This window comes from Kitasatospora sp. NPDC048662 (assembly GCF_055587065.1).
Genome location: NZ_JBVJHA010000010.1, coordinates 19,378 through 44,316 on the forward strand (window position 1 = coordinate 19,378; position 24,939 = coordinate 44,316).

17 protein-coding genes and 2 pseudogenes are annotated in these 24,939 nt (G+C 72.8%); 15 read left to right on the forward strand and 4 right to left on the reverse strand.

The annotated features are described in order from the left end of the window. The first annotated feature begins 124 nt into the window (after positions 1 to 124). The 8 genes and pseudogenes from ACZ6R9_RS24550 (at position 125) to ACZ6R9_RS24585 (ending at position 11,219) form a co-directional block, all read left to right on the forward strand. Positions 125 to 1,309: an MFS transporter gene (locus ACZ6R9_RS24550; RefSeq protein ID WP_380483510.1), complete on the forward strand. Its 1,185-nt coding sequence runs from the start codon at positions 125 to 127 to the stop codon at positions 1,307 to 1,309. Positions 1,310 to 1,353: 44 nt separating this feature from the next. Then, a pseudogene (locus ACZ6R9_RS24555) lies at positions 1,354 to 1,768 on the forward strand (GlcG/HbpS family heme-binding protein). Between the two features lie 53 nt (positions 1,769 to 1,821). Then, a pseudogene (locus tag ACZ6R9_RS24560) lies at positions 1,822 to 2,112 on the forward strand (nuclear transport factor 2 family protein); the annotation flags it as partial. Between the two features lie 5 nt (positions 2,113 to 2,117). Then, entirely contained in the window at positions 2,118 to 2,942 is an 825-nt protein-coding gene (locus ACZ6R9_RS24565; protein ID WP_465540375.1) for an aldo/keto reductase, read from the forward strand. 45 nt (positions 2,943 to 2,987) lie between these two features. Further along, a complete protein-coding gene (locus tag ACZ6R9_RS24570) occupies positions 2,988 to 3,644 on the forward strand; it encodes an HAD family hydrolase (RefSeq protein WP_465540376.1) in 657 nt (218 codons plus the stop codon). Positions 3,645 to 3,739: 95 nt separating this feature from the next. Then, entirely contained in the window at positions 3,740 to 5,374 is a 1,635-nt protein-coding gene (pruA, locus tag ACZ6R9_RS24575; protein WP_465540544.1) for an L-glutamate gamma-semialdehyde dehydrogenase, read from the forward strand. Positions 5,375 to 5,659: 285 nt separating this feature from the next. Next, positions 5,660 to 10,600, forward strand: a complete 4,941-nt coding sequence (locus ACZ6R9_RS24580; protein WP_465540378.1) for an NAD-glutamate dehydrogenase — start codon at positions 5,660 to 5,662, stop codon at positions 10,598 to 10,600. An 85-nt stretch (positions 10,601 to 10,685) separates the two neighbouring features. Then, positions 10,686 to 11,219 carry a hypothetical protein gene (locus ACZ6R9_RS24585; protein WP_465540379.1) on the forward strand — a complete coding sequence of 178 codons (534 nt, stop codon included), beginning with the start codon at positions 10,686 to 10,688 and terminating at the stop codon, positions 11,217 to 11,219. Here ACZ6R9_RS24585 and ACZ6R9_RS24590 read toward each other — a convergent pair. Then, a complete protein-coding gene (locus ACZ6R9_RS24590) occupies positions 11,170 to 12,306 on the reverse strand; it encodes a sensor histidine kinase (RefSeq protein ID WP_465540381.1) in 1,137 nt (378 codons plus the stop codon). The genes ACZ6R9_RS24585 and ACZ6R9_RS24590 overlap by 50 nt on opposite strands. Next, positions 12,303 to 12,965: a response regulator transcription factor gene (locus ACZ6R9_RS24595; RefSeq protein WP_465540383.1), complete on the reverse strand. Its 663-nt coding sequence runs from the start codon at positions 12,963 to 12,965 to the stop codon at positions 12,303 to 12,305. The genes ACZ6R9_RS24590 and ACZ6R9_RS24595 overlap by 4 nt, the downstream gene beginning before the upstream one ends. 621 nt (positions 12,966 to 13,586) lie before the next feature. Here ACZ6R9_RS24595 and ACZ6R9_RS24600 point away from each other — a divergent pair. Beyond that, on the forward strand, positions 13,587 to 14,120 hold the full coding sequence (locus ACZ6R9_RS24600; RefSeq protein WP_465540385.1) for a M15 family metallopeptidase: 534 nt from the start codon (positions 13,587 to 13,589) through the stop codon (positions 14,118 to 14,120). A 24-nt stretch (positions 14,121 to 14,144) separates the two neighbouring features. Here ACZ6R9_RS24600 and ACZ6R9_RS24605 read toward each other — a convergent pair whose 3' ends face one another. Beyond that, a complete protein-coding gene (locus tag ACZ6R9_RS24605) occupies positions 14,145 to 16,844 on the reverse strand; it encodes an FtsK/SpoIIIE domain-containing protein (RefSeq protein WP_380483791.1) in 2,700 nt (899 codons plus the stop codon). A 340-nt stretch (positions 16,845 to 17,184) separates the two neighbouring features. Between ACZ6R9_RS24605 and ACZ6R9_RS24610 the strand changes: the two genes are divergently transcribed. The 3 genes from ACZ6R9_RS24610 (at position 17,185) to prfB (ending at position 21,530) form a co-directional block, all read left to right on the forward strand. Next, positions 17,185 to 19,008: a serine/threonine-protein kinase gene (locus tag ACZ6R9_RS24610; protein WP_465540387.1), complete on the forward strand. Its 1,824-nt coding sequence runs from the start codon at positions 17,185 to 17,187 to the stop codon at positions 19,006 to 19,008. A 136-nt stretch (positions 19,009 to 19,144) separates the two neighbouring features. After that, positions 19,145 to 20,392 (forward strand): serine/threonine-protein kinase, encoded by a 1,248-nt coding sequence (locus ACZ6R9_RS24615; protein WP_380483529.1) that lies wholly within the window; start codon positions 19,145 to 19,147, stop codon positions 20,390 to 20,392. Positions 20,393 to 20,426: 34 nt separating this feature from the next. Then, positions 20,427 to 21,530: a peptide chain release factor 2 gene (prfB, locus tag ACZ6R9_RS24620; protein ID WP_380483531.1), complete on the forward strand. Its 1,104-nt coding sequence runs from the start codon at positions 20,427 to 20,429 to the stop codon at positions 21,528 to 21,530. Positions 21,531 to 21,673: 143 nt separating this feature from the next. Here prfB and ACZ6R9_RS24625 read toward each other — a convergent pair whose 3' ends face one another. Next, a complete protein-coding gene (locus ACZ6R9_RS24625) occupies positions 21,674 to 21,862 on the reverse strand; it encodes a hypothetical protein (RefSeq protein ID WP_380483533.1) in 189 nt (62 codons plus the stop codon). Between the two features lie 261 nt (positions 21,863 to 22,123). Between ACZ6R9_RS24625 and ftsE the strand changes: the two genes are divergently transcribed. Genes ftsE through ACZ6R9_RS24640 form a run of 3 tightly spaced genes read left to right on the forward strand, consistent with a single transcriptional unit; the run spans position 22,124 to position 24,898 of the window. After that, positions 22,124 to 22,813, forward strand: a complete 690-nt coding sequence (gene ftsE, locus ACZ6R9_RS24630) for a cell division ATP-binding protein FtsE (protein ID WP_380483535.1) — start codon at positions 22,124 to 22,126, stop codon at positions 22,811 to 22,813. 11 nt (positions 22,814 to 22,824) lie between these two features. After that, complete coding sequence (gene ftsX, locus ACZ6R9_RS24635; protein ID WP_380483536.1) at positions 22,825 to 23,733, forward strand: permease-like cell division protein FtsX; 909 nt, start codon at positions 22,825 to 22,827, stop codon at positions 23,731 to 23,733. A gap of 43 nt (positions 23,734 to 23,776) precedes the next feature. Then, positions 23,777 to 24,898, forward strand: coding sequence for a S41 family peptidase (locus ACZ6R9_RS24640; protein WP_380483538.1), 1,122 nt, complete (start codon positions 23,777 to 23,779; stop codon positions 24,896 to 24,898). Positions 24,899 to 24,939 lie beyond the last annotated feature (41 nt).

The following is a 24,939-nucleotide window of genomic DNA, read 5'->3' on the forward strand; positions in this document are numbered from 1 at the left end:
GGCTCGGCACCGGCTCGGCACCGGCATACGAGGCGCTTGCAATCATTGCGCTTGCAAGTTTGTGCGCGTGCAATTATTGTCAAAGCACGTAAGGCGCACTCGCAATCGCATGGAGGTCGGCGTCATGCCTCTCGCGCTCCTCGCCCTGGCCATCGGGGCGTTCGGCATCGGAACCACCGAGTTCGTGATCATGGGCTTGCTGCCCGAGGTCGCCTCGGACTTCGGGGTGTCGATCCCCACCGCGGGCCTGCTGGTCACCGGCTACGCGATCGGCGTGGTCGTCGGCGCGCCGCTGATGACCGTGCTCGGCACCCGGATCAGCCGCAAGCGGATGCTGATGCTGCTGATGGCCCTGTTCACCGTCGGGAACCTGTTCTCGGCCCTCGCGCCGAGCTTCGGGGCGATGCTGGCCGGGCGGATCGTCGCCTCGCTCGCCCACGGCGCGTTCTTCGGGATCGGATCGGTGGTCGCCGCCGAACTCGTCGCACCGGAGAAGAAGGCCGGGGCGATCGCCACCATGTTCACCGGGCTGACGGTGGCCAACATCGTCGGCGTGCCGCTCGGCACCTTCGTCGGCCAGAGCGTCGGCTGGCGGGCCACCTTCGCGATCGTCGCCGCGCTCGGCGTGGTCGGACTGCTGGGCATCGCCCGGCTGGTGCCGGACCTGCCCCGTCCCGAAGGCGCGCACCTGCGCCGGGAGCTGGCCGCGTTCCGCAACGTGCAGGTGGTGCTGGCGATGGCGATGACCGTCCTCGGCTTCGGCGGTGTGTTCGCCGCGATCACCTACATCGCGCCGATGATGACGAAGGTCGCGGGCTTCTCCGACGGCGCGGTGACCTGGCTGCTGGTGCTGCTCGGCGTCGGCATGTTCCTCGGCAACCTGCTCGGCGGACGGTTCGCCGACCGCCGGCTGATGCCGATGCTGTTCACCACCCTCGGCGGACTGGCCGTCGCCCTCGCGCTGTTCACCGTCACCGCCCACAACGAAGTCGCCGCCGCGCTCACCCTGCTGGTGATCGGCGCCCTCGGCTTCGCCACCGTCCCGCCGCTCCAGAAGCGGGTCCTGGACCAGGCGCACGGCGCGCCGACGCTGGCCTCGGCCGTCAACATCGGAGCATTCAACCTGGGCAACGCGCTCGCCGCATGGCTCGGCGGCGCCGTCATCTCCGCCGGCCTCGGCTGGACCGCACCGAACTGGGTGGGCGCGGCGCTGGCCGGCTCCGCCCTGGTGCTGGCCTTCGTCTCGGCCGGCCTGGAGCGCCGCGAGGCCGCCCCCGCGGCCGTCGGCGCCCCCGCCCTGAACCACTGAACCACCCGCACTCCCCGTACTCCCCGCACCGGAGAAGCACCATCATGAGCACCACTGTCATCACCACCTCCGACGCCGAAACCCTGGTCGCCGCCGCCCGCGCCGCCGCCGAGGCGGCCGGGATCGCGGTCAGCGTCACCATCCTGGACGCCGGCGGGCACCTGCTGGCGTTCCGCCGCGACGACCGGGCCGTGCTGATCTCCGGCGAGACCAGCACCCGCAAGGCGTACACGGCGCTCCAGTTGGACGCCCCGACCGCCGACCTGGTCGACCTGGTCAAGCCGGACGGCCCGTTCCACTCGCTGCCGACCGCGCTGGACCGGCCCCTGCTGTTCATCGGGGGCGGCCTCCCGGTGCATTCGCGACGGCCGGCCGGTCGGCGCCGTCGGCGTCGGCGGCGGCACCCCCGAGCAGGACCACGCGTTCGCCACCGCCGCGCTGCGGGAGCTCGCCCAATGAGCGCCCGCACCCCGCAGGAGGTGTTCGCCGAGCACGGCAGGCGCCTGGCCACCGGAGACCTCGACCTGATCGCCGAGAGCTACACCGAGGACGCGGTGTTCCTGACGCCCGACGGCGTCCGCACCGGCCGCGGCGGCGTCAAGCAGGTCATCGGCCGGCTGCTCGCCGAGCTGCCCGACGCCGAGTGGCAGCTCACCCCGCTGTTCGCCGACGACCTGCTGTTCCTGCGCTGGAGCGCCGCCACCGCCACCCGGCAGGTCACCGACGGAGTCGACACCTTCGTCTTCCGCGACGGCCTGATCCGCGCCCAGACCCTGAACTACACCCTCACCGAGAAGGCTTGATTCCCATGACCGTCCCCACCGTCACCCTCAACAACGGCGTCCGGATGCCGCAGCTCGGCTTCGGCGTCTTCCAGGTTCCGGACGAGGAGACCACCGCCGCCGTCGCCACCGCGCTGGAGGCCGGGTACCGCAGCATCGACACCGCCGCGATCTACGGCAACGAGCGCGGCGTCGGCAAGGCGCTGGCCGCGTCCGGGCTGCCCCGCGAGGAGCTGTTCGTCACCACCAAGCTGTGGAACGCCGACCAGGGCTACGACGCGACGCTGCGGGCCTTCGACGCCAGCCTCGACAAGCTCGGCCTGGAGACCGTCGATCTGTACCTGATCCACTGGCCCACCCCCGCCCGGGACCTGTACCTCGACTCCTGGCGGGCGATCGAGCGCCTCGCCGCCGACGGCCGGATCCGTGCCGCGGGCGTCTCCAACTTCCAGCCCGCGCACCTGACGCGGCTGATCGGGAACAGCGGGCTGGTGCCGGCCGTCAACCAGGTCGAGCTGCACCCGGGCCTCCAGCAGGCCGAACTGCGGGCCTTCCACGCCGCGCACGGCATCGCCACCGAGGCCTGGAGCCCGCTCGCCCAGGGCGCCGTCCTGAACGACCCGGCGATCACCGCGATCGCCGAGCGCACCGGCAAGTCCCCCGCCCAGGTGGTGCTGCGCTGGCACCTCCAGCTCGGCAACCTGGTCATCCCCAAGTCCGTCACCCCGGCCCGGATCCGGCAGAACCTCGACGTCTTCGACTTCACCCTCACCGACGCCGAGATGGCCGCCATCGCCGCCACCGACCGCGGCCTGCGCACCGGCCCGAACCCGGACGAGTTCAACGGCTGAGGCGGAGCGTGGGAGGAGCCGCCGAGGTGGCCCTACCCTTGGCGGGTGCGTACACACATAGTCTGGGACTGGAACGGCACCCTGCTGTCGGACATGCCGGCCGTGCTGGGGGCCAGCAACGCGGCGTTCGAGATGGTCGGGATCGGGCCGATGACGCTGGACGAGTACCGGGCGCAGTACGAGATCCCGATTCCGAAGTTCTACGAGCGGCTGCTGGGGCGGATGCCCAGCCGGGCCGAGTGGCTGGCGCTGGACGACGCGTTCCACGTCAAGTACCTGGAGCTGTTCCCGAGCTGCGGGCTGACGCCGGGCGTCGAGGAGCTGCTGTCCGGGTGGGCGGCGGGCGGGCGCAGCCAGTCGGTGCTGTCGATGTACGAGCACGAGAAGCTGGTGCCCGCGGTGGACGCGTTCGGGCTGACCGGGCACTTCCTGCGGGTGGACGGGCGGCGGGGGGAGCCCGGCGGGCGCAAGGCGGCGGAGCTGGCGGTGCACCTGGAGGCGCTGGGCCCCGGGATCGACCGCGCGCGCACCGTGCTGATCGGGGACGCGGCGGACGACGCCGTCGCGGCGCTGTCGCAGGGCATCAAGTCGGTGCTGTGGACGGGCGGCTCGCACACCCGGGAGAAGCTGGTGCACGTCGGCGTGCCGGTGGTGGACTCGCTGGCGGAGGCCGTCGCGGTGGCCGAGGAGCTGTCCCGCTAGGCGTGTCACAGCACGTCAACGCGGGTACGCGCGTTCACCCTGGGAGGGGAACAGCACGCACGCACCACCGTACGGAGCAGTTGAGCAGCATGCCGATCGACGCGGTCACCACCGTCCCCACCCCCGTCAACGAACCGCCGCGGGCGTACGCGCCGGGCAGCCCCGAGCGGGCCCGGCTGCTGCGGGTGACGGACGGGCTGGCCGGGCAGCACACCGCGCTGCCGATGACCATCGGCGGCGCGCAGCGGCTCGGCGGCGGGGAGCGGATCGAGGTGGTGCAGCCGCACCACCACGCGGCGAAGCTCGGCGTGCTGGGCAACGCGACCGCCGCCGACGTGCGGGACGCGGTGGACGCGGCGCTGGCCATGGCGCCCGAGTGGCGGGGCCTGTCGTTCGACGACCGGGCGGCGGTGTTCCTGCGCGCCGCCGACCTGCTGGCCGGGCCGTGGCGCGAGACGCTGGCCGCCGCCACCGTGCTGGGGCAGTCGAAGTCCGTGCAGCAGGCCGAACTCGATGTGTGCGAGCTGGTCGACTTCTGGCGGTTCAACGTGCACTTCGCCCGGCAGATCCTGGCCGAGCAGCCGATCTCCGGCCCCGGGGTGTGGAACCGCGCCGACCACCGCCCGCTGGAGGGCTTCGTCTGCGCGATCACCCCCTTCAACTTCACGGCGATCGCCGGAAACCTGCCGACGGCGCCCGCCCTGATGGGCAACACCGTGGTGTGGAAGCCCGCACCGGCGCAGATGCTGGCCGCGCACTTCCTGATGCGGCTGCTGGAGGCGGCCGGCCTGCCGCCCGGGGTGGTCAACCTGGTCACGGGCGACGGACAGGCGGTGACCGAGGTGGCGCTGCAGGACCCGGCACTGGCCGGGCTGCACTTCACCGGCTCCACCGCCACCTTCCAGCACCTGTGGCGGGAGATCGGCCGCGGCATCGGCCGCTACCGCAGCTACCCGCGGATCGTCGGCGAGACCGGCGGCAAGGACTTCCTGATCGCCCACCCCTCCGCCGACCCGGCCGTGCTGCGCACCGCGATGCTGCGCGGCGCGTTCGAGTACCAGGGCCAGAAGTGCTCGGCGCTGTCCCGGGCGTACCTGCCGCGCAGCCTGTGGCGGCGGATCAAGGACGACTTCCTCGGCGAGGTGGACGCGCTGACCGTCGGCGACGTCACCGACCTGAGCAACTTCATGGGCGCGCTGATCGACGCGCGCGCCTTCGCGCGCAACCGGGACGCGATCGAACGCGCCAAGGCCGACCCGCAGGTGGAACTGCTCGCGGGCGGCCAGTACGACGACGCGATCGGGTGGTTCGTCCGGCCGACCGTGCTGCTCGGCGGCGACCGGCGCGGCGAGATCTTCTCCACCGAGTACTTCGGGCCGATCCTGGCCGTCCAGGTGTACGAGGACAGCCGCTGGGAGGACGCCCTGGAGCGGGTCGACGAGGCCGCCCCGTACGGGCTGACCGGCTCGGTGATCGCGCAGGACCGGCGGGCCATCGCCCAGGCCGTGGAGCGGCTGCGGTTCACCGCCGGAAATCTGTACGTCAACGACAAGCCGACCGGAGCGGTGGTCGGACAGCAGCCGTTCGGCGGCGGCCGGGCCTCCGGCACCAACGACAAGGCGGGCGCGGCGCAGAACCTGCTGCGCTGGACGTCCACCAGGTCGATCAAGGAGACCTTCACCCCGCCGACCGACTACGTCCACCCGCACATGGAGTGGTCCCCCGAGTGACGTACAGGACGCCCGGACGGCTTTGGACAAGGTGTCCAGGAAGGAACGATCTTCGTCCGGGATTGTGCCTCCGTGTCCCCTGACACCTTGGTGCCGCCACGTTAGGCTGGCTGGCGTCGCCGGTTTCGGTCAGGCAGGCCAAACGACTTGTCGTACCCGGGTGAAGCGCGACTCATGCGTAACATGAGCGCTTTTCCACCGCGGGAAGACTGCCGATGGGGCCCGGCGGTGCACCCACCGTCATCACCGAGTCACGCAACGGCGCGCGACAGGAGCCAAACAGCTATGCAGACCAAGCTGGACGCAGCCAAGGCCGAACTGCTCAAGAAGGCAGCAGCAGCCGCTGAGAACAGCCAGGTGGGGGGAGCGGCGCCCGGGGAAGGGCTGAGCAACGGCGCTCTGGCCGCCTACCTGCACCACTACTACCTCCACACCGCCCCCGAGGACCTGATCAGCCGGGACCCGGTGGACGTCTACGGTGCCGCGGCCTCCCACTACCGGCTGGGCCTCAAGCGCCCCCAGGGCACCGCCGAGGTCCGGGTGCACACCCCGACCGTGGAGGAGAACGGCTGGTCCTGCGGCCACACCGTGGTCGAGGTGGTCACCGACGACATGCCGTTCCTGGTCGACTCGGTCACCAACGAGCTGACCCGCCTGAACCGCGCCATCCACCTGGTCGTGCACCCGCAGCTGGCGGTGCGCCGCGACCTCACCGGCAAGCTGCTGGAGATCCTCGACACCGACGCCTGCAACCGCGCGCAGGCCGCCGGCGCCGAGTGGCCCGCGGACGCCTCGGTCGAGTCCTGGATGCACATCGAGATCGACCGCGAGACAAACCGCGAGGACCTGCGCGACATCGAGGCGGGCCTGCGCCGCGTGCTGGGCGACGTCCGCGAGGTCGTCGAGGACTGGTCGAAGATGCGCGACTCCGCGCTCCGACTGGCCGACGAACTCGCCGAGCAGCCCCCCGCGCACCTGTCCGAGCAGGAGGTCGGCGAGGCCTGGGAGCTGATGCGCTGGCTGGCCGACGACCACTTCACCTTCCTCGGCTACCGCGAGTACGACCTGGTCGAGCACAAGGGCGAGGAGGTGCTCAAGGCGGTCGCCGGCACCGGCCTGGGCATCCTGCGCTCCGACCCGCTCAGCCACGACATCGACCACCACCCGGTCTCCGAGGCGTTCGGCCGGCTCTCCGCCCCGGTGCGTGCCAAGGCGCACGAGAAGAAGCTGCTGGTCCTCACCAAGGCCAACAGCCGGGCCACCGTGCACCGCCCCGCGTACCTCGACTACGTCGGCGTGAAGAAGTTCGACGCGGCCGGCGAGCCGATCGGTGAGCGCCGCTTCCTCGGCCTGTTCTCCTCCGCCGCCTACACCGAGTCGGTCACCCGGATCCCCGTGGTGCGCCGCAAGGTGCAGGAGGTCATGGAGGGCGCCGGCTTCTCCGGCGAGAGCCACGACGGCCGCGACCTGCTCCAGATCATGGAGACCTTCCCGCGCGACGAGATGTTCCAGACCGCCGCCGCCGAGCTGCAGTCCGTCGCCACCAGCGTGCTGTACCTGCAGGAGCGCCGCCGGCTGCGGCTGTTCCTCCGTCAGGACGAGTACGGCCGCTACTTCTCGGCGTACGTGTACCTGCCGCGCGACCGCTACACCACCCGCATCCGGCTCGCCCTGATGAGCATCCTCAAGGAGGAGCTGGACGGCGACACCATCGACTACACGGTGTACGCCACCGAGTCGGTGCTCACCCGCCTGCACTTCGTGGTCCGGGTCGCCCCCGGCACCGAGCTGCCGCAGCTGTCCGACGCCGACATCGAGCGGATCGAGAACCGGCTCGCCGAGGCCGCCCGGTTCTGGATGGACGGCTTCAACGACCAGCTGCAGACCGAGTTCGGCGAGGAGAAGGCGGCCGAGCTGGGCCACAAGTACGCCACCGCCTTCCCCGACGGCTACCGCGCCGACTACTCGCCGCGGACCGCCGTCGCCGACCTCCGGCAGATCGAATCGCTCACCGGCGAGGGCGACTTCCGCCTGAACCTGTACCAGCCGGTCGGCGCGGGCGACGACGAGCGCCGCTTCAAGATCTACCGGGTGGGCGGCCCGATCTCGCTCACCGAGGTCCTGCCGGTCCTGCAACGCCTGGGCGTCGAGGTGCTCGACGAGCACCCGTACGCGCTGCGCCGCACCGACGGCACCACCGCGTGGGTGGTCGACTTCGGCCTGCGCCTGCGCGAGGGCACCGACCTCACCGAGGAGGACCGCGAGCGCTTCCAGGACACCTTCTCGGCGACCTGGCGCGGCGAGGCCGAGAACGACGGCTTCAACGAGCTGGTGCTCACCGCCAAGCTGACCTGGCGTCAGGCCGTGGTGCTGCGCGCCTACGCGAAGTACCTGCGGCAGGCGGGCTCCACGTTCTCCCAGGACTACATGGAGGACGCGCTCAACAACAACACCCACACCACCCGGCTGCTGGTCAACCTGTTCGAGGCCCGGCTGTCGCCGAGCCACCGCTCCGGCGGCGACGAGCTGACCGACGCCATCCTGGAAGAGCTGTCCGGAGCCCTCGACGAGGTCGTGTCGCTGGACGAGGACCGCATCCTGCGCTCCTTCCTGCACCTGATCAAGGCCACCCTGCGGACCAACTTCTTCCAGCACGACGCCGAGGGCGACTGGCACTCGTACGTGTCGATGAAGTTCGACCCCAAGGCCATCCCGGACCTGCCCGCGCCCCGCCCCGCCTTCGAGATCTGGGTGTACTCGCCCCGGGTCGAGGGCGTCCACCTGCGCTTCGGCAAGGTCGCCCGCGGCGGTCTGCGCTGGTCCGACCGGCGTGAGGACTTCCGCACCGAGATCCTCGGCCTGGTCAAGGCCCAGATGGTCAAGAACACCGTCATCGTGCCGGTCGGCGCCAAGGGCGGCTTCGTCGCCAAGCAGCTGCCGGACCCGTCGGTGGACCGCGACGCGTGGCTGGCCGAGGGCATCGCCTCGTACAAGACGTTCATCTCGGCGCTGCTCGACATCACCGACAACCTGGTCGCCGGCGAGGTCGTGAACCCGGTCGATGTGGTCCGCCACGACGAGGACGACACCTACCTGGTGGTCGCCGCCGACAAGGGCACCGCGACGTTCTCCGACATCGCCAACGGTGTCGCCGAGGAGTACGGCTTCTGGCTCGGCGACGCGTTCGCCTCCGGCGGCTCGGCGGGCTACGACCACAAGGGCATGGGCATCACCGCCCGCGGCGCCTGGGAGTCCGTCAAGCGCAACTTCCGCGAGCTCGGCGTCGATACCCAGTCCGAGGACTTCACCGTCATCGGCATCGGCGACATGTCCGGCGACGTGTTCGGCAACGGCATGCTGCTGTCCGAGCACATCCGCCTGGTCGCCGCGTTCGACCACCGGCACATCTTCCTCGACCCGAACCCGGACGCGGCCGTCTCGCACGCCGAGCGCCGCCGCCTGTTCGACCTGCCGCGCAGCTCCTGGGACGACTACGACAAGTCGCTGATCTCGGCCGGCGGTGGCGTGTTCCCGCGCTCCGCCAAGTCGATCCAGCTGTCCGCCCAGGTCCGCGAGGTGCTCGGCATCGCGGCGGCCAAGCTCACCCCCGCCGAGCTGATGAAGGCCATCCTGCAGGCCCCCGTGGACCTGTTCTGGAACGGCGGCATCGGCACCTACGTCAAGGCCTCCACCGAGACCAACGCGGAGGTCGGCGACAAGGCCAACGACCCGATCCGGGTCAACGGCGGCGACGTCCGCGCCCGCGTCATCGGCGAGGGCGGCAACCTCGGCTGCACCCAGCTCGGCCGGATCGAGTTCGCCTCCCACGGCGGCCCGCAGTCCAGCGGCGGCTGGATCAACACCGACGCCATCGACAACTCGGCCGGCGTGGACACCTCGGACCACGAGGTGAACATCAAGATCCTGCTCAACCAGGTGGTCGCCGACGGCGACATGACGGTCAAGCAGCGCAACACCCTGCTCGCCGAGATGACCGACGAGGTCGGCCGCCTGGTGCTGCGCAACAACTACGCGCAGAACGTGGTGCTGGCCAACGCCGTCGCGCAGGCCGCCAGCATGGTCAACGTGCACGCCCGCATGATCAGCCGGCTGGAGTCCAACGGACAGCTCGACCGGGCGCTGGAGTTCCTGCCCACCGAGAAGCAGATCCGTGAGCGCCAGCAGGCCGGCCGCGGCCTGTCCCAGCCCGAGCTGTCGGTGCTGCTGGCCTACACCAAGATCACCCTCGCGGACGAGCTGCTCGCCACCGACCTGCCCGACGACCCGTACTTCCGGGACGTGCTGCACCAGTACTTCCCGTCCGCGCTGCGGGCCCGGTTCGCCGAGCAGATCGACAACCACCCGCTGCGCCGGGAGATCATCACCACCCTGATCGTCAACGACACGATCAACCGCGGTGGCTGCACCTTCGCGTTCCGGCTCCGCGAGGAGACCGGCGCGACGATGGAGGAGATCGCCCGCACCCACGCCGCCGCCCGCGCGGTGTTCGGCCTGGAGCAGCTCTGGGACAAGGTCGAGGGCCTCGACAACCAGGTCGGCGCCAAGATCCAGACCACCATGCGGCTGCACGCCCGCCGCCTGGTCGAGCGCGCCACCCGGTGGATGCTGGGCAACCGCCGCCAGCCGCTCGACATCGCCGGCACCATCGCGTTCTTCCACGACCGGGTCAACCAGGTCTGGAACTCGCTGCCCAAGCCGCTGCGCGGCGAGGACCTCGCCTGGTACGAGTCGGTGTACCAGAAGCTGTCCTCGGCCGGCGTGCCGGACGAGCTGGCCAGCCGGATGGCCGGGCTGTCCTCCGCGTTCCCGACCCTCGACATCGTCGGTGTCGCGGACCGCTCGGACGCCGACGTGATGGAGGTCGCCGAGCTGTACTACGACCTCGGCGACCGCCTGGAGATCAGCCACCTGCTCGACCGGATCATCGAACTGCCGCGCACCGACCGGTGGTCCTCGATGGCCCGCGCCGCGATCCGCGAGGACCTGTTCGCCGCGCACGCCGCGCTCACCGCCGACGTGCTGGCCGCCGGACCGGCCGGATCCAGCCCCGAGGAGCGCTACACCGAGTGGGCCGAGCTCAACGGCAACCTGCTCAGCCGGGCCCGCACCACCCTCGACGACATAAGGGGTTCGGACAACTACGAGCTGTCCAGCCTCTCGGTCGCCATGCGGGTCATCCGCACCCTGCTGGGCGCCGGTCGCTGACCGCACCACCCCGAAGGGGCCCGGGCACCTGCCCGGGCCCCTTCGGGCGTTCTGGGACCTCCGGGTTTCCGACACAATGGCGGGCATGACGGAGGCTGTGTTCGACCGACTGACCGCGCTGCTCGGCGAGCCCGACCAGCAGGCCCCGCAGGCGAGTTGGGACGCCTCCGAGGAGATGCTCGGGGTCCGCCTGCCGAGCGGCTACAAGACCTTCGTGGACCGCTGGGGCCCCGGCACCCTGGACGGCTTCCTGAGCGTGTTCGGGCCGGTCGACGGCACGGCGGCGGAGGCCCGCGAGCTGTGGGGCCTGTGGTACGGCTGGAAGCCCGGCCAGCAGCGCAACCTGGACTTCGACCCGTTCCCGTACCACCCCGAGCCCGGCGGGCTGATCGGCTGGGGCGCCGACAAGTACGGCGGCGCCTGGTTCTTCCTCGCCCAGGGCCCCGACCCGGACCGCTGGCCGATCGCCGTGGTCAGCGACACCGGCCAGTGGTACGCCACCCGCGGCACCTTCCCCGAATTCCTGCTGCGCTGCCTGGAACGCGAGAACTACCCGCTGTTCCTGGACCTCACCTGGCCGCGCCCGCAGCCCCACTACCGGCCGCTGCGGGCAGACTGAGCACCACCGTCAGCCCACCGTCCGGGTTGCCCGCCAGCCGCAACTCCCCACCGTGGGCCTCGGTGATCGCGGCGACGATCGCCAGCCCCAGGCCGTGCCCGCGCCGCACCGGGCCGCGCTGCGCCGTCCGTCCGCTGCCGCGCAGGAACGGCTCGGTGAGCGTGGCGACCAGTGAACTGTCCAGCACCGGGCCGGAGTTGCGCACCGTCAGCTGCACCCGGCCGGGGTGCTGCCGGTCCGGGCCGGTGGCCAGCTCCACCCGGCCGCCGGACGGCAGGTTGTGCCGGACGGCGTTCTGCAGCAGGTTCACCGCCGCCTGCCGCAGCAGCACCTCGTGGCCGGCGGCCGGGGCGGCGGACAACTCCGCGCCGACCGCCACACCCAGCTCGGCGGCCTCGGCGGCCACCGCCGCCAGCGCCTCGCGGGCCGGCGCGGACAGCTCCACCGGCGCCGACTCCGGTACGCGGTGCGGGAGTTCGGCGAGTTGCAGCAGCGCCTCGGTGACCTCGATGCCGCGCCGGTTGGTGTCCAGCAGCCGCTCCACCAGCCGCGACCAGTCCTGCCCCGCCGGGTCGGCCGCCGCCACCTGAAGCATCGTCCGGTTGATCGCCAGCGGCGTGCGCAGCTCGTGCGAGGCGTTCGCCGCGAAACGCTGCTGCGCGTCGAACGCGCGCTCCAGCCGGGCCAGCATCTCGTCGAAGGCGTCCGCGAGTTCGGTGAACTCGTCCCGCGGCCCCGCCAACGCGATCCGGTGCCCCAGATCCCCGCCCGACGCCCGCCGCGCCGCCGCCGTCACCTCCTGCAACGGCCGCAGCACCCGCCCCGCCACCAGCCAGCCGCCCGCCATCCCCACCACCGTCAGCAGCACCAGCGCGAACGCCTCCGCCGTGAGCAGCGAGCGCAGGATCTCCTGCCGCGACGGGGCGTCCGAACGGTAGCGCGGATTCGCCGAGGTCAGCGGATAGTTGGGGACGTACTTCATGCCGACGTACACCACGCCCAGGCAGAGCACGCCGGTGGTCACGGTGAACAACGTGTAGCTCAACGTCAGCCGCAGCCGGGCGGTCAACCGGCGCGGGCGGCTCACACCGCGTCCAGGCGGTAGCCGACACCCGGCACGGTGTGGATCACCCACGGCTCACCGAGACGCTTGCGCAGACCCGAGATGGTGATCCGCACCGCGTTGGTGAACGGATCCGCATGCTCGTCCCAGGCCCGCTCCAGCAGGTCCTCGGCGCTCACCACCCCGCCGCGCGCCGCCATCAGCACCTCCAGCACCGCGAACTGCTTGCGCGGCAACGCGACATAGCGCCCGTCCCGGAACACCTCACGCCGGAACGGATCCACCCGCAGCCCCGCGAACTCCAGCACCGGCGGCGCGGAGTGCTCCGGCCGACGGGCCAGTGACCGCAGCCGCACCACCAGCTCGGCCAGGTCGAACGGCTTGGTCAGATAGTCGTCCGCGCCCAGCTCGAACCCCGCCACCTTCTGGTCCAGCCGGGACGCCGCCGTCAGCATCAGCACCCGGCAGCCCAGCCCCGCCGCGACGATCCGCCGGCACACCTCGTCCCCGGACAACCCCGGCAGGTCCCGGTCCAGCACCACCACGTCGTACCGGTGCACCCCCAACCGCTCCCACGCCGCCTCGCCGTCCCCCGCCACGTCGCACGCGATCGCCGCCAACCGCAACCCCGCCTGCACCGCCTCGGCGAGGTACACCTCGTCCTCCACCACCAGCACCCGCACGCGACAGCTCCGCTCCTCGACGACCGAACCCCCATTGGACCCGACACCCCATGTCGAAAACGTATGGGGACCCCACCACCTGCTGCGCGGGCTGGTGGGGTGGGAGAGGGGGAGTGCTGCGCGTGGCTGGCGGGGGTGGGGAGAGGGGGTGCTGCGCGTGGCTGGCGAGGGTGGGGGAGGGGTGCTGCGCGTGGCTGGCGAGGGTGGGGAGAAGGAACGCTGCGCGTGCCTGGCGGGGTGGGGAGAAGGAACGCTGTGCGGGGCTGGCAGGGGTGGGGGAGGGGTGCTGCGCGTGGCTGGCGGGGGTGGGGAGAAGGAACGCTGCGCGTGGCTGGCGAGGGTGGGGAGAAGGAACGCTGCGCGGGGCTGGCGGGGCTGGGGGAGAAAGAACGCTGCGCGTAGCCGGCAGGGGTGGGGAGAAGGAACGCTGCCCGTGGCTGGAAGGGGGGAGAGGGAGCGCGCTGCGCGGGGCTGGCGGGGTGAGGGGAGGGGGAGTGCTGCGCGGGCTGGCGGGGTGAGGGGCGGGGGTGTCGAAAACGTATGGGGAAACGCAGACGCCCTCGCAACACCGCTCGCCCTGCAGTGGAGCCCGGAAGCAGGTGCACGGAGCAGGAGGCAGCGATGCGGAGGATCACGTGGCGGACGATCGTCGGAGTGGGGGCGGTGGCGGTGCTCGGGGCGGTGGCGGCGTTTGCCGTGGGGGGATCGGACCAGGTGCGGGCGGCCGACGGCGAGCTGGCCGCCGGTGTCTCGGTGAGCCCGTTCGACGACAGTTCGGCGGCGGTGAGCGGGCTCGACCCGGCGCTGCTTGCCGCGGTGCGGGCCGCCGCGACGGATGCGAAGGCGCAGGGGATCGACCTGCGGGTCACGTCAGGGTGGCGCAGCCGGAGTTACCAGCAGCGGTTGCTGGACGCCGCGGTGGAGAAGCACGGCAGTCCGGAGCTGGCGCGGCGGTACGTGAACACGCCGGACAAGTCCTCGCACGTGTCCGGCAAGGCGGTGGACATCGGGCCGACCAACGCCGACGACTGGTTGAACCGGAAGGGCGCCAAGTACGGGCTGTGCCAGGTGTTCGCCAACGAGATGTGGCACTTCGAGCTGCTGACCACGCCGGGCGGCCGCTGCCCGTCGCAGCTTCCGGACGCCGCCGGCTGAGTGGCGTCCGGAAACCCCGGGCGGTCAGCTCTCGGTGGCGCGGCGCAGCGCGGAGGCGAGCAGGGCGAGGTCGGTGGGGCCGTTGCCGAGTTCGCGGACGGGGCGCGGGGACGGGGCGGCGCCGTGGTCCTCCAGGCGTTGGGCGACGACGGTGGGCCGGAGCGTCGCGGTGCGCGGGATGCGGCCGCTGACCCGGGCGCCCTGGAAGGCGGTGACGGCGCCGTCGGGGCGGCGCAGGTAGCCGCGGCCGGGGGTGGTGCCGGGCAGCGCGGCGGCGTCGGGCAGGTCGATCAGCAGGTCGGAGTCGCCGGGCTGTTCGGTGCGCAGGGCGATCCGCAACTGCGCGGCTTCGTCGAGTTCGGTGTCGGCGGTGCTCTCCGGCGAGCCGGTGGCGGCGACCACGTGCACGCCGAGGCGGGCGCCGCGGGTGGCGGCGGCGGCCAGCGCGCGGGCGAGTGGGCGGCCGCCGGGGGAGGCGGGGCCGAGCAGCGCGTCGTAGTCGTCGACGATGACGATCAGGCGGGCCGGGGAGGCGTCGAGGGGCGGTGCGTCGGGGGAGCGGCGGGGCTCGACCACCCGGACGCGGTCCGTGGCGGGGCCGCCGACCAGCGCGGGGGTCTTGTCGAAGACCTGCCGGGTGTGCCACTCGGTGAAGCTGAGGCCGTCGAACAGGGCTTCGCGGTGGGCGAGTTCGTCGAGCAGGCGTTCGGCGGCGAGCAGTGCGCCGCGCGGGTCCTCGGCCGCGTTGACGTGGTCGGTGACGTGCGGCAGGTCGGTGCAGCCGGCCAGGCCGCCGTCCTCGGCACGGTCGCCGTCGATCATCAGCAGGGCCAGCCGGTCGGGGCGTTCGGAGACGGCGAGCGAGGCGGCGAGGGCGCGCAGCAGTTCGGACTTGCCGGAGCGGGGGCCGCCGCCGATCAGCAGGTGGTCGCCGTCCTCGGCGAGGTCGACGGCGCAGGTCTCCTCGCCGGCGGCGCCGCGCGCGGTGCCGAGCAGGGCGGTGGCGGCGCCCGCGCCGGCGGGCAGCGCGTTCCAGCTTTCGGCGAGCCGGGCGGGGGAGAGCGATTCGGAGCGCAGCAGGTCGAGCAGGCGCAGTGCTTCGGGGAGCGGTCCGCGGGCGGCGTGGTCGGCGTCGGTGGCGGCTTCGCGGAGCGGGGCGAGGGTGCGGGCGAGACGTTCGGCCCAGGCGGGGGAGACCGCGTCGAGGGCGATGTCGGTGAGGTGTTCGCGGGCGCCGCCGGTCGGCCGGTCGAGGGTGAGGCGGGTGGCGACCTCGCCGGTGATCAGGCCGAACGCGCCGAGCCCGGTGGGGAGTTCCTCGGGCGTCTCGGCGAGGCAGAGGGCGAACACGCCGGCCGCGGGGCCCTGCCGCAGCAGCAGTCCGAGGGCGCGCCGGCCGGCTTCGGTGCCGGGGTCGCCGTCGACCAGGACGACGGTGGCGGGTGCGGCGGTGGTGGCGGAGGCGAGTTCGGTGAGCCGGGCCTCGGCCTGCTCGGGGCCGAGGCCGTAGAGCAGTCGGCAGGCCTGGCCGTGCGAGGGCCGCAGGTGGGGCAGCCACTGGGCCCAGGCCCAGTCCTCGGCGTGGTGCTCGGGGGCGACCACGACCAGGGCGAGGCCGCTGGGCGGGTGCAGCGCGGCGAGTTGGGCGAGCGCGGCGCGGGCCAGGCCGGTGAGGCGGTGGCGCGGGCCGGCCAGGCCGAGGCTGCCGGCGGTCTGCAGGTCGACGGTGGCGGGGACGGCGGGCAGCAGGGTGCCGGGGGCGGTGCCGGGGCCGCCGGGGAGGTCGGCGGTGCCCAGGCGCAGGGTGAGCGCGTCGGGGTGGTCGGGGCCGCGTTCCCACAGCCGGGGGCCGGTGCCGAGGGCGGCGAGCAGCAGGGCGGCCGGGTCGGGCCAGCGTTCGCGCTGGTTGGCGGCCTGCCGCAGGCGGGCGGTGGCGTGCTGGCGTTCGGTGTCGACGGCGGGCGGCTCGGGGCGGGTGCGGCGCAGCCAGCGGCCGCGGCCGCCGCCGTGCTCGGCGGGGGGTTCGGCGGCGGGCGGGGGGCCGGCCGGGCGGCCGGGCGCGGTGCGGGCGGTGGGGCGGGGGGCGAGCCGGAGCCGGCCCTCGCCGTCGGGCGTGGTGCTGCGGGCCGCTATGTCGGCGGGGTGGGCGAGCTGGAGGGTGGATTCGCCGATCCGCAGCAGTGCGCCGGGCGCGAGCTCGGCGCTCTCCTCGCGCAGGTAGCGCTCGTCCAGCAGGGTGCCGTTGGTGGAGCCGAGGTCCTGGACGGTGGCGTGGCCGTCGGCGGTGAGGTGCAGGGCGAGGTGCAGCCGGGACACGTCGGGGTCGTCGAGCGGCACGTCGGCCTCGGTGGAGCGGCCGATCCGGATCCGCTCGCCGTGCAGGCGGTGGACGCCGCCGGCGTCGGGGCCGCCGACGACGCGCAGTTCGGCGGCGGGGTGGCCGGCGGTGTCCTCGGTGTCCGGGTCGGGTTCGCCGAGGGCGAGGACGGTGCCGTCGATCAGCGGGGGGTGGCCGATCGGGAGCTGCTCGTCCAGGCGCTGCTCACCGGCGTACAGGTGGATGTGGGTGGCGGAGCGCGGGCCGCGGACGCCGACCGCGCCGGCCAGTGCGGTGGCGACGGCGCCGAGCGTGGTGCCGGCCGGTGCGGTGACCAGGACGTCGGCGGAGCTCCCGGGGCTGGTCGGGCCGCTGCGCGGTCGAAGGACGGTGAGCCGGATCTGCATCACGCCCGGGGTCCCTTCTGCACACGTGTGGTGCCTGCCATCCTGCCACTCGGGACGGACAGTCCGCGCACGGTACCGGATTTGACGATCTTGCGATCATCGACATGGTGAATCCGACGCCGGGTCAGGTCAAGGACACCCCGGCACCCCAGGTGGCCGACAGTGCGCGACCGGCCCCGGCAACACCTCGGAAACCCGCGCGGGCACCGTTAGAGTTGCCGAAAACCGGGAGCCCTCGCGCGCGGGCGGATCCCAAAGGCCCCGGCGCCGTTCACGGGAACGGGGGAGTGCCGGAACGCGGCCCCGCAGCGGGCGCCGGGTGACCGAACGGAGTGCACAGGTGCGGCCTGTCGGAAGCAAGTACCTGCTTGAGGAGAGCCTCGGACGCGGAGCGACCGGCACGGTCTGGCGCGGCCGGGTGCGCGAGGACGCCGCCGTGCCGGGCCTGCAGCCCGGCCAGGCGGTCGCGGTGAAGGTGCTGCGCGAGGAACTCGCCGCCGACCCGGACGTGGTGATGCGCTTCCTGCGCGAGCGCTCCGTCCTGCTGCGGCTGACCCACCCCAACATCGTGCGCACCCGCGACCTGGTGGTCGAGGGCGAGCTGCTCGCCCTGGTGATGGACCTGATCGACGGCCCCGACCTGTTCCGCTACCTGCGCGAGTCCGGCCCGCTGTCGCCGATCGCCGGTGCGCTGCTGATGGCGCAGATCGCCGACGCGCTGGCCGCCAGCCACGCCGACGGCGTGGTGCACCGCGACCTGAAGCCCGCCAACGTCCTGCTGGCCACCCTGGCCCTCGACGGCGGCGAACAGATGTATCCGATGCTCACCGACTTCGGCATCGCCCGCCTCGCCGACTCCCCGGGCATCACCCGCACCCACGAGTTCGTCGGCACCCCCGCGTACGTCGCCCCGGAGTCCGCCGACGGCCGCCCGCAGACCGCCGCCGTGGACGTCTACGGCGCCGGCATCATGCTGTACGAACTGGTCACCGGCCGGCCGCCGTTCCAGGGCGACAACCCGATGGCGATCCTGCAGGCCCACCTCGCGCAGGAGCCGCAGCGCCCGCGCACCATGCCGGAGCCGCTGTGGACGGTGGTCGAGCGCTGCCTGCGCAAGGACCCGGCCGAGCGGCCCACCGCCGTCTCGCTGGCCGAGGCGCTGCGGGTGGTGGCGGCCGGCATCGGCGTGCACTCCTCGCCCGCCGCCGTGGACGCCGCCCTGTCGGTCGGCGCCCTGCTGGTGCCCGACCCGGCCCTCGCCCCGCCCGCCCCGGCCCAGGCCCCCGCGCCCGGCGGCAACGGCTACGACCCGGCGGCCGCCACCCAGGTCATGACGCACCATCAGGCCGTCCCGGGCGCCGAGGACCGCACCCAGCTGATGAGCCCCCAGCCGCCCGCGCCGCCCGCCGACCGCACCAGGGTGATGCCCTCGATGCCGCCCGGGGCCGAGCAGCCGCCCGCGCAGCCGGACGGGCCGCACCCGTGGCAGACCCAGCTGCAGGCCGCCCGGGACCGCAACGAGCAGACCCGGATCGGTTACTTCGAGCCGGAGGACCTGGCCGACCCGCAGGTCGCGCCCCGCCCGTACCAGGCCGGCCAGTACCCGCCGCCCGGACAGCGCCCGCCGGTCGCCCCGCCGCCGTACCAGGCCCCGCACCCGCAGCAGCAGCCCGGCGGCGGCCGGTACGCCCCGCAGCCGGGCCCGTACCAGCCGCAGCCCGGCCGGCACCCGCAGCAGGGCGGCGGCCAGTACCCGCAGGGCCGCGGCGGCCGCCCGCCGGTCGCCCCGCCGCCGTACCAGGCGCAGCAGCCCGGCCCGCCGCCCGGCTACGACGGCCGGCCGCAGGGCTACGGGGCGCCGCAGCACCGACCTGAGCCGGCCCCGCAGCGCCGGCCCGAGCCTGCCCCGCCGCGTCACCAGGAGCCGCCGTACCGGGAGCCGGAGCCGCCCCGCGCGCGGGAGCGCGAACCGCGCCCGCGCAGCCGCAACCGGATGTGGATCCCCGGCCTGGGCTGTGCGAAGGGCTGCCTGGTGGTGCTGGTGGTGCTGGCGCTGGGCTGCCTGGCGCTGTGGAACTTCACGCCGCTGCCGCACTACTGGGACAACGTGGTGGGCTGGTTCGACTCGGCGAAGTCCTGGATCAGCAGCCATACCGGCAACTAGGTTTGACGCTTTGTCGACAATCCGGCGAAATTCCTCCCGATCTGAACCGCTCCGGGGGCCCTCCGCGGCCCCCGGAGTCCGCTCGGGCGCGTAGGTTGGTCCGCGAGCACCGACCTCACGAGCCCACGGAGCAGCATTGGCACGCAAGATCGGCAGCCGGTACACGGTCCACCAGGTGATCGGCCGCGGCTCGGCCGGCACGGTGTGGCTCGGCGAGGGCCCGGACGGGCCGGTGGCGGTGAAGCTGCTGCGCGAGGACCTGGCCGCCGACCAGGTCCTGGTCGGCCGCTTCGTCCAGGAGCGCACCGCACTGACCTGCCTCGACCACCCGCGCGTGGTCGGGGTGCACGACATGGTGGTGGACGGCAGCGACCTCGCCCTGGTGATGGACCTGGTCCAGGGCACCGACCTGCGCACCCGCCTGGAGCGCGACGGCGTGCTCGACCCGCTGGTCGCCGCCTCGGTGATCGCCGATGTCGCCGACGGCCTGGCCGCCGCGCACGCCGCCGGCATCGTGCACCGCGACGTCAAGCCGGAGAACGTCCTGCTCGACCTGGCGGCCCCGCCCGGCCCCGGCGGCGCCCCGCGCGCCAAGCTCACCGACTTCGGCATCGCCCGCCTGGTCGACGCACCCCGCCGCACCCGGGCCACCCGGATCATCGGCACCCCCGACTACCTGGCCCCCGAGATCATCGAGGGCCTGGAGCCGCGCGCCGCCGTCGACATCTACGCCCTCGCCACCGTGCTGTACGAGCTGCTCACCGGCGCCACCCCGTTCGGCGGCGGCCACACCGGCGCGGTGCTGCGCCGGCACGTCACCGAGAACGTCCCGCCGGTCGAGGGGATGCCGGACGGCCTGTGGCGGATCATCTCCGAATGCCTGGCCAAGGCCCCCGCCTCCCGGCTGCGGGCCGCCGAACTGGCCTCCCGGCTGCGCGAGCTGCTGCCCGAACTGGCCGGGGTCGGCCCGCTCGCGGTGCCCGCCCAGCGGACCGCCACCGAGGAGGCGCCCACCCCCGGCGAGGCTGTCTACGCGGAGGCGGACACCGGCCGCGGCACCCACCGCCGCCGCCGCGGCCCCGCCGTCCCGCTGGTGCCCGGGCCCACCCCCGACTCCACCCGCGACACCCACACCAGCCTGCGCCGCCCGTCCGCCGGGGAGCTCGCCTCCTACGCGGAGGAGTCCCGCGCCCAGCGCAGCCAGCCCGCGCCCGTTCACCGGCGCACCCGGGCCCAGCTGATCCGCCGCCGCCGCACGCTGGCCGTGCTGATCGCGGTGATCCTGCTGCTCGCGGGGGCCGCCGCCGCCTGGACGGCGTTCGCCGCCGAGCCCCCCGCGTCCAGTACGGGAGCCGTCCACCTCATCCGGTACCCCCGGTTGTAGCCGAGCCCCCCCGGCGAACCATTACCCTTGTGGCGTGGCAGCCGTCGATCCTTCCGAAGAGCTCAAGAACCTCGACTCGACCATGGCGTCGATCGAGGCAGTCCTCGACCTGGACAAGATCCGGGCCGACATCGCAACCCTGGAGGAGGAGGCAGCCGTCCCCACCCTGTGGGACGACGTCGCGAACGCGCAGAAGGTCACCAGCCGGCTCTCCTTCCTCCAGGGCGAGCTGCGCAAGGTGGAGTCCCTGCGCGGCCGGGTCGAGGACCTGGGCGTCCTGTTCGAGCTCGCCGAGGCCGAGGACGACGCGGACACCCGCGTCGAGGCCGAGAACGAGCTGGAGGCCGTCAAGAAGGCCGTCGAGGAGCTGGAGGTGCGCACGCTGCTCTCCGGTGAGTACGACGCCCGTGAGGCCCTCGTCAACATCCGTGCCGAGGCGGGCGGCGTCGACGCCGCCGACTTCGCCGAGCAGCTGATGCGCATGTACCTGCGCTGGGCCGAGCGGCACGGCTACCCGACCGAGGTCTACGACACCTCGTACGCCGAAGAGGCCGGCATCAAGTCCGCGACCTTCACCGTCAAGGCCCCCTACGCCTACGGCACCCTCTCCGTCGAGCAGGGCACCCACCGCCTGGTGCGCATCTCCCCGTTCGACAACCAGGGCCGCCGGCAGACCTCCTTCGCCGGCGTCGAGGTGCTCCCCGTCGTCGAGCAGTCCGACCACGTCGACATCGACGAGGGCGACCTGCGCGTGGACGTGTACCGCGCCTCCGGCCCCGGCGGCCAGGGCGTCAACACCACCGACTCCGCGGTCCGCATCACCCACCTTCCGACCGGCATCGTGGTCTCCTGCCAGAACGAGCGCTCGCAGATCCAGAACAAGGCCTCGGCGATGAACGTCCTCCAGGCCAAGCTGCTGGAGCGGCGCCGCCAGGAGGAGAAGGCCGCGATGGACGCCCTCAAGGACAGCGGCAGCTCCTGGGGCAACCAGATGCGCTCCTACGTCCTGCACCCGTACCAGATGGTCAAGGACCTGCGTACCGAGCACGAGGTCGGCAACCCGCAGTCCGTGCTGGACGGCGACATCGACGGCTTCATCGAGGCCGGCATCCGGTGGCGCAAGCAGCGGGAGAGCTGACGCTGCGAGGGAGGAGGCCGGCCGAGATGAACATCAAGCACAGCATTGAGGCCGGCATCCGGTGGCGCAAGCAGCGCGAAAGCTGATCGTCATGAGAAAGGGCCCCACCGCTCGGCGGTGGGGCCCTTCTCCGTGTCTCGGGATCAGCGTGCCAGTAGCGCCAGCGCGATCAGGGCGGCGCACAGGACGGCGAGCAGCACCGTCGGGTTGAGTGCGGCGAACGGCCCGTGCTGCTCCTGCTGGAGCCGGGCGCGGTTGGCGCGACACACCGGGCAGCGGCCGTCGATGACGCGGCCGTTGCAGTTGGCGCACACCAGTTGGTCGCAGGTCATGCGTGTCCTCCTTGCTGCATAGCCAACGTGCCGGAGGCGGCTTCGGTTCCGACTCTCCTACCACTCTGCCAGGTTCCGGACACCTGGGCCCCCGGAGGGGAAGGGTTGTCGATCTGTGACGTAGGTCGCAATTCCGGGTCCGAACCGGAACCGGCGCAGATGGCATTCCGATGGGTAGCCGTGCGGTTACTGCGGGTGCGCAAGGACGTCGCGTAAGGTCACTGCCTCCGATCCACCTAGGATGGCCCCCGTGATGCAGCCGTGATCAGATTCGACAACGTCTCCAAGACCTATCCCAAGCAGAACCGTCCGGCCCTGGACAACGTCTCGCTGGAGATCGAGAAGGGCGAGTTCGTCTTCCTGGTCGGCTCGTCCGGTTCGGGCAAGTCGACGTTCCTGCGCCTGTGCCTGCGCGAGGAGCGCCCGTCCACCGGCGCGGTGCACGTGCTCGGCAAGGACCTGGGCAAGCTCTCCAACTGGAAGGTGCCGCACATGCGGCGCCAGCTGGGCACCGTGTTCCAGGACTTCCGCCTGCTGCCGAACAAGACCGTGGGGCAGAACGTGGCGTTCGCCCTGGAGGTCATCGGCAAGCCGAAGAGCGCCATCAACAAGGTGGTGCCCGAGGTGCTCGACCTGGTCGGCCTCGGCGGCAAGGAGGAGCGGATGCCCGGCGAGCTGTCGGGTGGTGAGCAGCAGCGCGTGGCGATCGCCCGCGCCTTCGTGAACCGTCCGATGCTGCTGATCGCCGACGAGCCCACCGGCAACCTCGACCCGCAGAACTCGGTCGGCATCATGAAGCTGCTGGACCGGATCAACCGGACCGGTACCACCGTGCTGATGGCCACCCACGACCAGGCGATCGTCGACCAGATGCGCAAGCGCGTCATCGAGCTCGACAAGGGCATCCTGGTCCGCGACCAGGCCCGCGGCGTCTACGGCTACCAGAGCTAGAAGAGAGAAGCATGCGCGCCCAGTTCGTTCTGTCGGAGATCGGTGTCGGTCTCCGCCGCAACCTGACCATGACGATCGCCGTCGTGGTCAGTGTCGCGCTCTCGCTCGCCCTCGCCGGTGCCTCGTTGCTGGTTCGCGACCAGGTCAACTCCATGAAGGACTACTGGTACGACAAGGTCGAGGTCAGTATTTACTTCTGCGCCAAGTCGGACCACAACTCGTCCCAGTGCGCGGCCGGAGCGGCCACCGACGACCAGATCCAGGCGGTCAAGGCCGAGCTGGACAAGCGCTCCGACCTGGTGCAGAGCGCCACCTTCGAGAGCCCGCAGGAGGCGTACCAGCACTTCAAGGAGTCCAACCCGGACAACCCGCTGCTCGCGGCGGTCGGTGCGGACGCGCTGCCGGCGTCCTGGCGGGTCAAGCTCAACGACCCGACCAAGTACGACGTGATCCAGAGCGCCTTCGCCGGCAAGCCCGGCGTCAAGTCGGTCGAGGACCAGCGCAAGATCCTGGAGAACCTGTTCGGCCTGCTGCGCGGCCTGCAGACCGCCGCCTTCGTGATCATGGCGCTGATGCTCTGCGTGGCACTGCTGCTGATCGTCAACACCGTCCGGGTGTCGGCGTTCAGCCGTCGCCGCGAGACCGGCATCATGCGGCTGGTCGGCGCGTCCAACTTCTACGTGCAGATGCCGTTCATCGCGGAGGCCGCGTTCGCCGCGCTGCTCGGTGCGGCGCTGGCCTCGTTGCTGCTTCTGGGTGGGCATTTCTTCGTCCAGGGATGGCTGGCGAAGAAGGTGCTGTTCATCCACTTCATCGGCCTGTCCTCGGTGCTGGCGGTCATTCCGCTGCTGGTGGTGGTCGGTATGGCGATGGCCGGCATCGCGGCGTTCTTCACCCTCCGCAAGTACCTGAAGGTCTGACGGGCCGTCGGCACTGCCCGCCGGTGGCCCTACACTCGCTGGCATGCCGACAGCTCCGCGAGTGCGCCAGGGGATGACCCTCGGCCTGGTGTTCGGCGCCGTGCTGTTCGCCGGAGCCGCTTCCGGGGCCTGGGGCGAACCGATCGGTTCGCCCCAGGCCCCTTCGTCGTCCGACGGGGTCCGCGGCGCGGACCTGTCCGGGGCCGACCTGAGCCCGCAGGAGGCCCGGCAGCTGGTCGGCGCCAGCGGCGACCGGTGGGCGGCCTACCTCAGTCCGCAGCAGTACCGGGACTTCACCGGCGGCCGCTACCCGGGCGTCGGACTGTCCGTGGAGCGTGCGGCCGGCGGCCCCACCGAGGTGGCCGGGGTGCTGCCCGGCTCGCCCGCCGCCCGGGCCGGCATCACCGTCGGCAACCGGCTGGTCAGCGTGGACGGCGTCCAGGCGGACCGGCTGCCGGTCACCGAGCTGGTGTCCCGGCTGCGCGGCGGCCCGGCCGGCAGCGCGGTCGTGGTCGGGGTGCGGGACGGTGACGGGCCGGTGCGCGAGCTCGGCCTGACCCGGGCCGAACTGGCCGCCCGCGAGGTGGAGACCGACCGTCCCAGCCCAGGCGTGGCGCGGATCGCGGTGCACGCCTTCACCAAGGGCGTGGCCGGCCAGGTGCGCGCGGCCGCGGCCGGCGCCCGGGGCGTGGTGCTGGACCTGCGCGGCAACTCCGGCGGCCTGGTCGAGGAGGCCGTCGGCGTCGCCTCGGCGTTCCTCGACGGCGGCCCGGTGGCCAGCTACCAGGCGCGTGGCGAGCGCCGCGAACTGACCGCCGCCCCCGGCGGCGACACCGCCGTCCCGCTGGTGGTGCTGGTCGACGGCGGCACCATGAGCGCCGCCGAGCTCCTGGCCGGCGCCCTGCAGGACCGCTCCCGGGCCGTCCTGGTCGGCGAGCGCACCTTCGGCAAGGGCACCGTCCAGCAGCCCAGCACGCTCGCCGACGGCTCGGTGCTCGAACTCACCGTCGGCCGCTACCAGACCCCGGCCGGCCGCTCCCCGGACGGCACCGGCGTCCAGCCCGACGTTCCCGCCCCCGCCGGCGACGGCACCGGGACGGACGATCTGGCCCTGCGGGTGCTGGACGGGCTGAGCCCCGCCCCCGAACCGCCCACCGCGCCGTAAAGGGGCTGCCGAGGTCGCCCCCGAGGTGCGAGAATGACGGA